This window comes from Aerococcus kribbianus (genome assembly GCF_026805545.1).
GTDB lineage: Bacteria > Bacillota > Bacilli > Lactobacillales > Aerococcaceae > Aerococcus > Aerococcus kribbianus.
The window spans coordinates 184,663-198,452 of sequence record NZ_JAPRFR010000002.1 but is presented as its reverse complement, the minus strand read 5'-3'; the positions used below and the strand labels follow the sequence as shown (position 1 = coordinate 198,452).

Annotated in this window: 15 protein-coding genes and 1 pseudogene; 7 read left to right on the top strand and 9 right to left on the bottom strand. The window is 36.5% G+C overall.

Annotation, left to right across the window (positions count from 1 at the left end; translation table 11 throughout):
• Positions 1-26: 26 nt before the first annotated feature.
• The 9 genes and pseudogenes from OW157_RS05880 to OW157_RS05840 form a co-directional block, all read right to left on the bottom strand.
• Positions 27-731: an amidohydrolase family protein gene (locus OW157_RS05880; protein ID WP_268752487.1), complete on the bottom strand. Its 705-nt coding sequence runs from the start codon at positions 729-731 to the stop codon at positions 27-29.
• A complete protein-coding gene (locus OW157_RS05875; RefSeq protein WP_268752428.1) occupies positions 731-1,000 on the bottom strand; it encodes a hypothetical protein in 270 nt (89 codons plus the stop codon). Before OW157_RS05875 ends, OW157_RS05880 begins: the two co-directional genes overlap by 1 nt.
• A 38-nt stretch (positions 1,001-1,038) precedes the next feature.
• On the bottom strand, positions 1,039-1,962 hold the full coding sequence (locus OW157_RS05870) for a 2-keto-3-deoxygluconate permease (RefSeq protein ID WP_268752427.1): 924 nt from the start codon (positions 1,960-1,962) through the stop codon (positions 1,039-1,041).
• Between the two features lie 176 nt (positions 1,963-2,138).
• Positions 2,139-2,820, bottom strand: a pseudogene (locus OW157_RS05865) (IS6 family transposase).
• 245 nt (positions 2,821-3,065) lie between these two features.
• Positions 3,066-4,970, bottom strand: a complete 1,905-nt coding sequence (locus tag OW157_RS05860) for a heavy metal translocating P-type ATPase (protein WP_268752426.1) — start codon at positions 4,968-4,970, stop codon at positions 3,066-3,068.
• Between the two features lie 197 nt (positions 4,971-5,167).
• Positions 5,168-5,401 (bottom strand): heavy-metal-associated domain-containing protein, encoded by a 234-nt coding sequence (locus OW157_RS05855; protein ID WP_268752425.1) that lies wholly within the window; start codon positions 5,399-5,401, stop codon positions 5,168-5,170.
• Positions 5,402-5,547: 146 nt separating this feature from the next.
• Positions 5,548-5,841, bottom strand: a complete 294-nt coding sequence (locus OW157_RS05850) for a prolipoprotein diacylglyceryl transferase family protein (protein WP_268752424.1) — start codon at positions 5,839-5,841, stop codon at positions 5,548-5,550.
• A gap of 23 nt (positions 5,842-5,864) precedes the next feature.
• Positions 5,865-6,572 (bottom strand): Crp/Fnr family transcriptional regulator, encoded by a 708-nt coding sequence (locus tag OW157_RS05845; RefSeq protein WP_268752423.1) that lies wholly within the window; start codon positions 6,570-6,572, stop codon positions 5,865-5,867.
• 180 nt (positions 6,573-6,752) lie between these two features.
• Positions 6,753-7,325, bottom strand: a complete 573-nt coding sequence (locus OW157_RS05840) for a Dps family protein (RefSeq protein WP_268752422.1) — start codon at positions 7,323-7,325, stop codon at positions 6,753-6,755.
• Between the two features lie 1,211 nt (positions 7,326-8,536).
• Here OW157_RS05840 and OW157_RS05835 point away from each other — a divergent pair.
• The 7 genes from OW157_RS05835 to OW157_RS05805 all read left to right on the top strand — a co-directional run bounded on the left by OW157_RS05835 (position 8,537) and on the right by OW157_RS05805 (position 13,225).
• Positions 8,537-8,782 carry an ASCH domain-containing protein gene (locus tag OW157_RS05835; protein ID WP_268752421.1) on the top strand — a complete coding sequence of 82 codons (246 nt, stop codon included), beginning with the start codon at positions 8,537-8,539 and terminating at the stop codon, positions 8,780-8,782.
• Positions 8,697-8,984, top strand: coding sequence for an ASCH domain-containing protein (locus tag OW157_RS05830; protein WP_268752420.1), 288 nt, complete (start codon positions 8,697-8,699; stop codon positions 8,982-8,984). The genes OW157_RS05835 and OW157_RS05830 overlap by 86 nt, the downstream gene beginning before the upstream one ends.
• 233 nt (positions 8,985-9,217) lie before the next feature.
• Positions 9,218-10,228, top strand: a complete 1,011-nt coding sequence (locus OW157_RS05825) for a DUF5633 domain-containing protein (protein ID WP_268752419.1) — start codon at positions 9,218-9,220, stop codon at positions 10,226-10,228.
• 507 nt (positions 10,229-10,735) lie between these two features.
• A complete protein-coding gene (locus OW157_RS05820) occupies positions 10,736-11,476 on the top strand; it encodes a sugar phosphate isomerase/epimerase family protein (RefSeq protein WP_268752418.1) in 741 nt (246 codons plus the stop codon).
• On the top strand, positions 11,476-11,619 hold the full coding sequence (locus OW157_RS05815; RefSeq protein ID WP_268752417.1) for a hypothetical protein: 144 nt from the start codon (positions 11,476-11,478) through the stop codon (positions 11,617-11,619). Before OW157_RS05820 ends, OW157_RS05815 begins: the two co-directional genes overlap by 1 nt.
• Positions 11,620-11,772: 153 nt before the next feature.
• Entirely contained in the window at positions 11,773-12,474 is a 702-nt protein-coding gene (locus tag OW157_RS05810) for a hydroxyacid dehydrogenase (RefSeq protein WP_268752416.1), read from the top strand.
• 118 nt (positions 12,475-12,592) lie between these two features.
• Entirely contained in the window at positions 12,593-13,225 is a 633-nt protein-coding gene (locus OW157_RS05805) for a copper homeostasis protein CutC (protein WP_268752415.1), read from the top strand.
• The last annotated feature ends 565 nt before the right edge of the window (positions 13,226-13,790 follow it).

Here is a 13,790-nt window from a genome sequence, read left to right as displayed (position 1 = left end):
GTGATTCCTTCTACTCTTTTGCATTATTAAGCTTCTGTATCGAATGATGCAGATTTTTGATATAGATTCAAAGCATTTTTAGACAGTATATTTTCTTTTTCTTCACTGTTTAGACGTGAATTATATATATAGTCGACAGCTCGAGTATATTTGTCATCCATGAAATAAGGGAAATCGCTACCCATTAATAGACGATTACTGCCTAATACTTCTGCTGAATTCATTAGTGCTCCTTCTAAGAAGTTAGCGGTATCAAACCAGAAGTTACTTTTTAAAATATTTAATGGATTCTCAGAGAATGCATCCCAATCTGAGTAATTATCCATAATTCGTTGCATTTGGAAAGAGATTCCCCCACCAAGATGCGCAATATGAAATTTAATATTTGGGAATTTTTGAGGGATGTTAGATTTTAGTAGTTGCAGAGTTACTAACATATCTTCAATGGGTGCCCCAACAACCCACTCGAGATCATAATCGTTAACTAGAGGCGTTAATGCACCACATCCAGTAGGGTGAATATAGATAACAGTATTAAGCTTATCCATTGCTTCAAAGAATGGATAAAACTGTTCGTCAGTGATAGGGATTTTATTTTGAATTAATGTATTTACACCAATTCCTAAGAAGCCTAGTTCTTTTATAGCACGTTTTCCTTCACTGATTGCTTCCTCAACGTTAGGTAGAGGTACTGCTCCATAGACATGAAAATGATTTGGATATTTTTTTATCAGTTCGTATAGCTATTGTTTATAAACATAGCTGACTCTAGCGACTCTTGTGGCGAGCCCCATTGTGGGCTTTGTGGTGTTGCAGAAAGAATTTGACGGTCAACGCCAGCACTTTTCATATTATTAAATCGATGTTTAAGGTCATCAAGAGAATCTGAAGCATTCATCTGTTTTGCAATTGAAATATCAGGAGAGCCTAATTCTTCTAATCGATCTAAATAATTATCAGGCCATAGATGAGCATGTGTATCAATAATCATATTAGACATAATATAAACTCCTTCTCTATGTATTATTGTACGGTTACCTAATTATTCTTTGTAATTAGTTTTTTATAGATAAATGGCGTTAAAAAGCTTGAAATTATAACTACAAAAGCTATCTGTGTAACGGATTGACTAACGTATGGTTGCCATTCAGGAATATATGTTGCTATGAAAGGTGGAATAGACATCGAAAATGCAGCAACAGAGTGCATAGATAGGGAGACTCTTCCACCATTATCATTTAATATATCATCTATTTTAGATAATGGGAAAACTAAAACTAAATAGAATAATATTAATAATATGATTCCTGATCCAATTGAATGGAATGAATTCAGTAAATTTATTCGTGCACCAAAAGTTACAGCTAAAAACGGAATTAATAACATTGATAGAGGAGCGAACATATTTCGTGATTTAGGGAAAAGCTCTCCAATAACGATACCAATCAAGAAAGGTAAAAGACTAGTTAATATTGGAATTAATATATCAACTTTGGATTGACCAACACTAATTAGTATTAAAGGTAGTACTGGTAGCATTAATAGGTTGACCAGTGAAAATCCACTTTTCTCAATCGAAGTAATATCTTCTCCAATTAATACAAGATACATCCCAGGATTGCATGACATAAGTACAGACACGATGGATAGGGCAGTAATTTGAAATACTCCTGAGATTGGGAATAATACAATCCATAATTGGGTCACAAGTAAAACAAGCATTATCTTTATTACAATGACCGTACCAATTGAGGTCATTAGTTTTGGTAATTTACGCAAATCTGTTTGTATTCCCGATACAATTAGAAGAGTAGATATAATAAAAAACGTAGCATCTTGCGTAAAAAGCCCCGAGAACGGGTATCCTAGTGTTAGCACATCAGGAACAAAAGTATAAATGATAGCTGTTAAAAACATAGGAATTAGAAAATTACTTCCAGGAAAGTTTAAGTATTTTTTCATATTCATATCCTCTCTATAATAATAGATGGCCATCTATTATAAATTTATAAAAGTAGTTTACTACAACTATTTTCTGATATTAAATATTTTGCTCTTTATTTTTTATATTTATTAACATAAAAGGTTCTATTGCAAAGTTTTAAATAAAGAATAAAATCCCTTACGGTATCCATGATTTAAGCTGGGATTCCCAATAATACCTTGATTTCAGTACAGACCGAAAACCGAAGAGAGTGCCTTCTTTTCGGGTTTTCTTATATAATCCTCGAATGGCTTCCATGCCTTTAATCGTGGTAGAGGCAGTGCGTAAACTTCGATAGAATTTATTGCGTCTCTTTACTGGACGATGGTCTTGTTCAATCAAATTATTCAGGTATTTAATGGTACGATGTTCTATCCCTTGATAAAAGCCGCCGTATTCTTTTAGTTTATTAAAGGCACTTGTAATAGAGGGGGCTTTATCTGTGACTATAACCTTCGGTTCATCAAACTGCTTCACTAACCGCTTAAGAAAAGCATAGGCTGCTTGTGTGTCTCGTTTTTTACGTAACCAAATATCCAAGGTTAAACCATCTGCATCGATGGCTCGATACAAATAATGCCATTTTCCTTTAATTTTGATGTCGTTTCAACCATTTTCCATGAATAAAAGGATTTTTTATTTTTCTTTTTCCAAATTTGATAGAGTAGTTTGCCATATTCTTGCACCCAACGATAAATCGTCGTATGAGAGACGTTAATGCCACGATCATATAAGATTTCTTGAACTTCACGATAGCTTAGGTTATAACGAAGATAGTAGCCCACGGCTACAATAATCACATCTTGCTGAAATTGCTTTCCTTTAAAATGATTCATCGTCATTCCTCCTGCTATCTTTTTCTATTATTCTACCTTATTTGATAGTAGATTTAAAACTTTGCAACAGAACCAAATAGAAAAATCTTCTCCCCGTCCGAATACCCATTTTATAAAGAGCATACTCTATACTCTTATTTTTTTCAAGAACTCAAAAAAGCAGAAAATCCCAAATTTAAAAATCTGAGTTTCCGCTTTTATCATTTCAAGGATGGACTATTGTCTCAACCTCTTCTAATTTATTCTTAAGATATTTTTACTTTCTCTGCAGGTGCTGATACTTCTTTTTGTTCTTTTCGACCTTTCAACTTATACTTCATTAATCTCATACCATTGAAAATTACCACCAAGATACTACCTTCATGAACCAACATTCCGATAGACATATTCATCCATTCGCTGAAGAAGATGCTGGTCAACAAGACCAACACTACTCCAACTGAAATCACGATATTTTGTTTCATATTATTTGCGGTGGCTTTTACTAATCCTAATGCGTGAGGCAAGTTGCTGAAGTTCGAGTTCATTAAAACAACATCGGATGTTTCAATCGCTACGTCCGTTCCGCTTCCCATTGCGATTCCAATGTCTGCTAAAGCTAAGGACGGACTATCGTTAACGCCATCTCCAACAAAGGCTACAATTTGACCATGTTGTTGAAGTTTTCCGATATAAGCCGATTTGTCTTCCGGTAACATGTGGCCGTGAGCTTCGGTCAAACCAAGTTCGCCGGCGACCACATCAACGGTTCCTTGGTTATCTCCTGAAAGAACAACTAGATTTTTCACGCCCAAGTCTTTTAATTCCTGTAAATTAGCTTTCACACCCGGACGGACTTGATCGCGAATGCCCAGCAGTACTTTTAATTCACCGTCGACCGCTGTCAAAACGAGAGAGTTCCCTTGTTGTTCAAACCGTTTGACATCTTTTTGTACTTTTCTGCTGAGAGTGACATTTTCTTTTTCCATCAAGGCCATATTCCCCACAGCCACTCTATGTCCAGCTACTCTTGAGACGATTCCGCCGCCTTTCACGACTTCAGTTTCTTCAACAGGATAAAAGTTTGTTTCTCCAATTTGATTTAAGACCGCTTTTGCTAATGGATGATCTGATTCCCGTTCTACACTGGCCAGATAGCCAAGCGTTTCAGCAGAATCTTTTTCATACAATTCAGTCGCTGCAACGGTTGGGTTTCCGACAGTTAAAGTACCTGTCTTATCAAATACAATTGTATCCACATTGCTGAAGTCTTGAATGACTTCACTCCCTTTTAAAAGAACACCATTACGAGCACCATTCCCAATACCGGCAACGTTTGAGACAGGCACTCCGATAACTAATGCCCCTGGGCAACCTAGAACCAAGATCGTGATTGCTAACTCAATATTTTGACTGAACGCCCATACAACAATTGCCAGAACCAAGACAGCTGGTGTGTAGTATTTAGAAAAGCGATCAATGAACCGTTCCGCTTCGGATTTAGAATCTTGTGCTTCTTCCACGAGTTCAATAATTTTTCCAAATGTAGTGTCCTCACCAACTCGGTCAGCTCTGATTTGAATCGTTCCATTTTCTAAAATAGTTCCTGCAAAAACTTCTGCATCAGCTTGCTTGTTGACCGGAACAGCTTCACCTGTAATGCTAGCTTCATTGATATGCCCTTCACCCGTAAGGACTATGCCATCTACTGGAACTTTCGCACCCGTTTTAACGAGTAAGATATCCCCTTCATCTATATCATCCACTTCTACTTCTTCAAATTCGCCATTATCCATTTGTTTCAAGGCGCTTTCGGGTGCCATTTCAGTCAATTCTTTGATAGCAGATCGCGTTTGGTTCAATGTTCGTTGTTCCAAGTAGTGTCCGAATAAGAATAAGAACGTGACAATAGCTGATTCTTCATAATTTTGAATAAAAAGCGCACCAATCGCTGCAATACTGACTAAGACATCAATACTGATGACTTTGACTTTCATTGCTTGAAACGCTTGGATGGCAATTGGCATAATCCCAAAGACAGAGGCGATGATCAAAGACCACTCTGAAAGTCCTACGTTTTCTAAAACAAAGTGACTGAAGAAACCGAGTACGATTAACAATCCACTGATGACGGTGATAATATTTTTCTTGCTTAATATATATTGTTGCATGCTTTTTCCCTCCAAATTTAATTTCTCTTTTATTGATAAACACAATATAAGATAATTGCCTAAGTAATTAATTGACTGACATCAAGTTTAGAAAGTTCTCTTTTATCGTTTCTAAGCACCTCGAATCGGATTGCAACAAAAAAAGCAATCCTGAAAAAATAGGTTTTCTTCCAGAATTGCCTAGTTCATTTAATCTGTTAAGCGGCCTTGACTTTTGTTTTAAGGACCGGATAGCCTACATTTTCGATAGCTTTTTGAATCTCTTCAATCGTAGTGACAGCTGAATCAAAATTGGTTTTGACTTTGCTGGAGTTGAATAATACTTTAATGCTATCTTTATCAACACCGTTAACTGATTTTACGGCACCTTCAATTTTTTGCATACAACTTGGACAAGACAACGTTTCTAATTGCAATATAGCTTTTTCCATAATTCCTATCTCCTTTATGTGTTTTTATTTTATCGGCAGCAGATTAATGAACACTGCCTTTTCCTCTTTACAACTGTAATATAGCTCACTTTTAGCAAACAAAAATTGACGCATATCAAGTTCGGCACTTCTTTTTATCTTTTTGCTCAATTCACCATCTTAATAGTCTTTTTCTGCCCCTTATTGCCATCAGAATAATAAGAAATTGGTGGATAATCTTGTCTGCGTATAAACCATACTACAATCGCGCCAATAGACAGGGCCAGAGACAAGGCTTGCGAAACGCAGATCCACTCGCCAATCCATAAACTGTTCGTTCGCATACCTTCAATGAGGAACCGATTCACTGAGTACCACAAAAAGTAACTCAAAGCGACTTCTTCTTGACGCAAAAGCACTGAGTTCTGTCCCATTGTTAATGAAGAGCGACAGAACACCAACGTGTAGAAAAAAGTGTGTCCGATTATTCGCTGTAAAGCAATAAATCATCTAAATCCTGAATCTTGATTCTTTTCCCAGACAGCTGTTGAATCAATCCCTCGTTCTCCAATTTTCCAAATTTGCGACTGATGGTCTCAGGTGTCGTTCCTAAATAGGAAGCAATGTCCTTTTTTGCCATCGGCAGGGTGATGGTGGGAGAGTTGCCCATTTCAGGTTCCACATTTTCTGCCAAAAACAAAACTAAACGGGTAATGACACTCTCCACGGCTACTTGTGCGGTTTGACGTGCGGATTTTTCTAGCCGTTGCGACATCTCTCCTAGCAGTTTTAACGAAATTGTAGGATACTCTTTTAGAAACTCTTGTACATCATGTTGTTGAATTATGCAGACAGACGTATCTCGAGTAGCTTCTGCGTATTCCTCGTGCACAACATCAGGATTGAACAACGTCCATTCTCCCGTAAAGTCACCCGGATTCAAAATCCGCACTAGTTGCTCTTTGCCAGAATCAGACAAGCGATAGATGCGGACTTTTCCGCGATTAACAATATACAAGGCATCATCTTTTTCTTGCGAGCGAAAAAGAAACGACCCTTTTTGATAGTGCTTCGTGTGAGCTTTTTCAGCGATGCGATCCATCGTGCTTTCCTCCAAATGATTGAATATCGGGACTAAGCGGATACAAGCTGAGTGGTCTCCTGCTGCATGTGGTTTGGTGTATTGAGTCAATTCGTTCTTCCCCTTTATCAGTTTACTGTCCTTTTTTTACTGTCCTATATTTAGTATACAGGCCCCTAGCTCAAAAAATTGACACTCATCAAGAAAAGTCTTTTTAACGGCAAAAAATAGGAGCTGGAAAGAGTCCCAACCCTAAAATATTTAATTTCTAAATGTATGTTTACGAAAAATCTAATCTTCATCCTCATCAAACGCATCGTCGTCTTCCAATGCCTCTTTGCCAATGAACGCTTGCAGCATCCAAATGTTTTTATCTAAGTCATTTTTAAAAGCAATCAGTGTATCTTCCAAAGCATCGTCACCCTCATCTTGTACTAAACGAATAGCACGAATCGTTAATTCACGGGTACATCTGAAATCTTCGATAATATTTTCAACCATGTCTTCTGCTTTAGCATATTTATTGATGGCATCTTCTGAAAGCATGGAATATTTTTCAAATTCAGCGGTGGTTGAAGCCGGTTTATGACCGGAAGTAATCAAGCGTTCTGCTAGTTTGTCGAACCATTCTTCGTTTTGATTATACAATTCTTCAAATTTTTCATGCAGGGTGAAAAAATTAGCGCCATTTACATACCAGTGATATTGGTGCAATTTCACATGTAAAGTATGCATGTTCCCTAAAAGATGATCCGAAATGGCCGCTGCATTAATTTTTGTATGATGGACATGTCCCTTGTGTTCTTGTTCTTCTTGCAATCTTTCTTGGGGTGTTCTTTCTTGAGACGCTTTATTTTTAGTCATGATCTATTCCTCCTATAATTTTGGCTTGTTTAAAATAGCTTCCTTTGATGCCTCCTTTTCCTTTACTGAATTTAGTATAAAGGCCCCCTACCTCAAAAAAATTGACGCTCATCAAGAAAAGTATTTCTTAATAGACGCTAGGCTTCTCTATTAAATTCAACTGAAATAGTCAAAGGAATAAAGTTGTTCCCTCCAAACAAAAATTTCATTAAAGTAGGGCCTAGAAAAAGAATAGCAACTATACTTTGTCAAGAGACCTGACTGCTATCTTTTTCTATTATTCTACCTTATTTGATAGTAGATTTAAAACTTTGCAACAGAACCACATAAAAGAAATAGTTATCATCCGTTCTTTTTTTTGGGGGTAGATGTGTTAATTAATATTTTGCACCGATTTTGCACTATGATAACTAAAATACTGTCATGTCAACTATTAATATTCCGGCCGCCGGTATAAATAGATTCAAAAAGAATCTCAAATAACTTTTACTAAATAACTAGAAACGATTGTAGAGCCCAATTTATAAGGCTGAGCTAATGCTCAGTCTTTTTTTTGTATTTTAAATGGTAAACGTTTGCATAGAAGGTTATATTATGATAGTTTTAACGTATAAAGATATTATAGCCTATAGTCATGGTAACATTGGCATGTTTGCGGGCGAGATTCCTCAGTAAGATGGTAATTTATTATGAAACGTTTTTTATATTAATTGTCAGTATAAATCTATTTTCCTTTATTGACCATATATTCCCAGCCTTGAACCGAGATATTCTTAATTTAAATGATAATTGGTACTATATATTAAAAGGTATTCCTTCGATTTTACTTTTTTTGGACTAGTGTTATTTTGTATCGTGATATTGGGAAATTTTTTAATGAGAAAAAACAATTTGTTAATAATTAAGGCTCTACAATCAATAAGATTGATGACTTAAATTAAAAGCCTCTACGATTAATAGGACTGATGACTTAAAATTAAAAGTTATCGTCCTATTTTTTAATTTTAAGTACATAGAAGCGAGGATTTCAAATATCTAAAAGTCGACCAAATTAAAACTGTTTTTACTCTTAGGGTATAATTATAATAAATTGAAAAATTATAAGATCATAACAGGACATATAAGAGATAAGCTTAAGAAGTGATTATTTAGATATAAACTGTTTCGGCATAAAAGTTTTGCATAATGATTTTAACTAGAGGATTATTATAGTGGAGAATAAAATTGCAGAATATTGGCGACACTTCACTACAAAAAATAATATAGCAGATGCTACTTACCAAACCTGGCAATTTGCTGATAGCGCTGAGCTTTTAGCTAATTTAGTTTTAACAGAAGAAAAAACGGCCACTAATAGTGCTTATATTCTTTATGAAATTGAGCAAACACCTTTGCAACAAGTTTGGGGCATGCAATATTATCTTAAGTTCGGACAATCAGCCTCTGTGTATAAATAAGACAAGCAAAGTATATTCCACTCAATTTAAGCAAGTGAGTAGTGACCATGCCTATAAAGAAGGTGAAGGAGATAAATCTTTAGAGTATTGGCGGGAAGTCCAACGTTCTTTTTTTATTGATGAATTAAAGGCAGTTAATTTAGTTTTTGACGAAACGACTCAAAAAGTGTGTGTAGAGTTTGAAGTGATTGCTAGATACTAACAATGGTTTACACTTCCTTAAAAGCTACAATTCATGTAATAATGTTGAACTATTATAATGCGGTTCAGGTGAATAAGAATAACTTATTCCAATTTAAAAACTTATATATTATATAATTAAGGAAATTTAAGGAAAAATTTGTAAACGTTTTTATAAAAGGGGCTGACAAAATAACTTTTGTTTGCGATAATAAATATGTACTATTAATTGGTAAATTTTAAGGAGGAGTTATTATGAACTTTAAGAAGATTTTATTTAGCACTGTTGCAACAACTGCTGCTGCAAGTCTTCTATTCGTAACCGATGCATCTTTAGCTCAAGCAGAAACTGCTTATGATACAGAAGCTGCTGCTATTGAAGCAGGAGAAGCACAATACGGAGAAGGTAATGTTTCAGCAACGATGGGTGCTGATGGTAAATATTATTGGACCGCTAATCCAGGTGCTACTGTAGTTGAAAATGAAGAAGAAGTTGTAGAAAACAACGAAACAGGATTTACTACTGCAGAAGCTGCAGAAGAAGCTGCTAAAGTTGCACTAGAAAATGATTCAGTAAACAACAGTTTCTCTGTATCACAAGGTGCAAATGGTAACTACTTCTATGCATTAAGCCCTGTTGAAGCAACAGAAGAAGTTGTAGAAAATAACGAAACAGGATTTACTACTGCAGAAGCAGCAGAAGAAGCTGCTAAGGCTGCACTCGAAAATGATCCAATTAATAACAGTTTCTCTGTATCACAAGGTGCAAATGGCAACTACTTCTACGTACTAAGCCCAGTTGAAGCAGAAGAAACTGCTGAAGAAGAAGTTGTAGCGGATAACGAAATTAATGGCTACCCAACAAAAGAGGAAGCAGAAGCAGCAGCTAAAAAAGCATTGGAAAATGATCCAATCAACAAGAGTTTCACTGTTGCTCAAGGTGCAAATGGTAACTACTTCTACTTATTAAGCCCATTAGAATCTGAAGAAACTTCTGAAAAAGAAGAAGGAAAAGAAGAATCTAAAGGTGAAAAAGATTCTGAAGAAGAAGCCAAAAAAGAAGAAGCTAAGAAAGAAGAAGCTAAAAAAGCTGCTGCAGTAAAAGAAGCTAAGAAAGAAGAAGCTAAAAAAGCAGCAGAAGCAGCTCCTGAAAAAGAAGCTAAAGCTGCCCTACCTGCTACTGGTGCTGTTGCAACTCCTGCAATTTTAGGATTAGCTTTAGCTTCTGTTGGTTCAGTATTTGCTTTTGGTAAGAAAGAAGATTAATTCTTATCTGTTTTTAATCATTTAAACGAAAAGTGATCGATACTGGATTTGTTCCAATAAGAGTTTTTGTTTAGTTAGATAGATAAGTACATTTAGAGGCTGGGATCAAATTCCCAGCCTCTTTGCCTTATAGGAGAAGCCTACTATTTAGCTAGGCACTGAGAAACGCGATAGATATGCTTTTTTAATCTCTCTTATGCAGGTTTGTTGTCTCTCAAATTTTAGTTTAAGGTGTCTGGTTTTAACAATTTTATTGCACCCTCAATATATCACTACCTATTACTCACTAAAATTTTCATAGTGTCGATATTTGATACAATAAAAATCATGATTTCGTCTATTGCTATTTTTTACAAATTTCGCAATTATTTTCAGTATTTTATTATTAGAAGTTTTCGCGTTGAAGATTGACTTATTATGTGTAACAATGAGCATGACCAAACTGTAATTACCTGTATTATGACGAGTGTTTTAACTTTTTGTTTTATAGTAATAGGAGGTTAATTGATGATTGGCTTAAATACTGCAACTTTTAGACATTTATCGGTGGATGACATTTTAAAATTAATGGAAAAGAATGACTTAAGAGCGATTGAATGGGCAGGGGATGCACATGTGCCTTTAGGAGACCTTGAAATAGCTGAAAAAGTAGCCAAGAAAAGCCAGGAATACGGTATTAGCTATACTTCTTATGGGTCTTATTTATTTTTGGCTGAAGATAATAATTTTTCTCAGCTAATTGCTACCGCTTTAGCTTTAAATGCTACTAATATTAGAGTTTGGGCGGGTAAATATGCGACGGCGGATGCTAGTGAAGACTACAGACATAAAGTTGTTCTTGCCGCCAAAGAACTGGCTAAACTTTGTCAGAAAGCTGGCCTCAATTTAGGGATTGAATACCACCAAGGGACTTTGACGGATAGCCCTGAAAATGCCCAAAAATTAATCCAAGCTATTGCATGTGATAATGTTTATCTCTACTGGCAACCGGCAGAAAACTTGACGGTAGACCAACGCACCCATTCGCTTGACGATTTATTGCCATATGTATCTAATGTCCATGTCTTTCAATGGGAGGATTATCACAACCGTTTTAGTTTAGCTGAAGGGGAAAACGAATGGCTAGGGTACTTGAATCTTTTAAAAACTAGCCCAAGAAATTATTTCTTGGAGTTTGTTAAGGATGATTCGGTTGACCAGTTTGAAGCTGATGTTGATACATTAAAGGAATGGAAGGAGAACTTATAATGAGTGCAGCAATCATTGCTATGACACCTAAATTTGTTGATAAAATTTATACCGAGCAAGTGAAGGAAGCAATTCAAGAAAGTTATGAATTGAAGCCCTTTACTATTGGCCAAGAAGAAGAGCTAGACCAATACGCTGACTAATTGCAAGATGTGACCGCTATTTTCGGGTCATGGGGTTTATTTGAACTTAATGCTAAAAATTTGGCTTATTTCCCTAATTTAGAAGTGATTTATTATGGTGCGGGTACTATGAAATCTATTCTAACCCCTGTAGTCTGGGAGAGGGATATTCGCGTGACAACAGCCAATCAGATGAATGCTATTCCTGTGGCTGAGTTTACCCTTAGTCAAATCTTGTATAGTTTAAAAAATGGATGGACGAGCCACCGCTATTACGAAAGTCATCATGATTTTGCTGACATTCATCAAAAAACCAATGGTGCTTATAAGGAAAAGGTGGGCATTGTTTCCTTTAGTCAAATTGGTCGTCTAGTTTGCCGACACTTACAGCACTTTGATATGGATATTATGGTTTATGATCCTACCATCAGCCAAGCAGACTTAACCGACTATGATGCTCAATTGGCTTCTTTGGAAGATATTTTTGCTCAATGCCAAGTGGTTAGTCTGCATGCGCCTTTATTACCAGCAACAGAGCATATGGTGACAGGACAATTATTAGCCTCTATGCGTGACCATGCGACATTTATCAATACCTCACGCGGAAAAGTAGTCGACGAAGCTGCCTTGATTCAAGTCATGACAGACCGCCCTGACTTGACATCAATATTAGATGTCACAGTTGAAGAACCCTTACCCGAAAGTTCACCCCTATATGAAATGCAGAATGTCGTTCTAACGCCACATATCGCTGGTTCTCTAGGTAATGAGTTGGCACGGATGGGACAAGCCATGGCGGATGAAGCGAAAAACTATTTAGATCAAGGAAAATTGACTTATGAAATCACAGAAGAAAGTTATTCGACGATGGCTTAAGAATTAATGCTCTGCCTTCATTCTTCTGATTAGGTGTGCTAAAATAGGTGAATCTTAGAAAGCTGGCGAACAAATTTCATAGAAGGCCAATACTCTATGAATGAAGGAGGGAAATTAGGTGTTATTAGAAGCATGTGTAGAGAATTTTACTGATATCCCTGAGAAACTGGCTAGTGGCGCCCAACGTGTGGAATTATGTGATAATCTAGCAGTAGGTGGAACCACACCATCTTATGGAGTGTTAAAACATAGCTTAGCCTATAGCCAAGCCCATCCCTTAGCTATTGTTGCTATGTTACGTAATCGTGGAGGAGACTTCAATTATACTTCTGATGACAAGGCGATAATGTGGACTGATTTGCAAATGATGGCTGATTTAGGGGTTCGTAGCATTGCGGTTGGTGCCTTGCAAGGCGATGACCTTGACCGTGAATTTGTTAGTAAGATTGCAGCTTTTTGCCGAGCTCACGATATTGAAATGGTTTTTCATATGGCTTTTGATCAGATATCTTATGACAAGCAATTTAAAACTTTGGATTTTCTAGTGGATAGCGGTTTTGCGCGGATTCTCACTCACGGGGGGCCTTCTGGGAGCGATATTTTAGCTAATCATAACCGTTTGTTGGAACTTATTGACTATGCTAACAATCGTATCACCATTATGCCAGGAGGCGGTATTCACCGCGATAATTTACAAGCCATTGACCAGGTTATTGCTGCTGCAGAATACCATGGTAGCCAGATTGTTTAATCTATAAAACATTTACCGCAATAGTAAAATAATTGGTATTCTTGTCGGACCATGCTATAATTTATGTATAGATAGTGACGATTAAGGAGGGGAAGATAGTGAAGTCCATGTTTACTAACGCATTGGAGTGTCTTACTATCAGCTATGCCTTTCCCTATCATTTTATAGAGACGTGTAGACTATGCCTTGCCATAGTCTATTTTTGTCTGTTCATGTATAAATTTTAGGGGCAGACCTCATTATCGCTAGCTAATTTAGTGCATCTAGATTGGATTTCTAACTTAGCTCGCCTTCCTTACTCAGTCATTATTTATGAGCTCATTAGGAAAGGCGGTGTCCTATGACATTCTATTTTGAAAACATCCCAACCGAAGAATAGAAAGGAGTAGTGATCCAAATGGCTGAAAATTATGCCCGTATCTCGCGTGACTAGCGTTACTGTCGACTATTTTGATAACAATAACCTAGAGACTGGGACAAAAGTTCCAGTCTTTTCGATTTAACCTAGTTATACGTTTTCATCTCATCCTTCTAGTCGGGGGCCAAAAGTCAGAACAGACTGCCT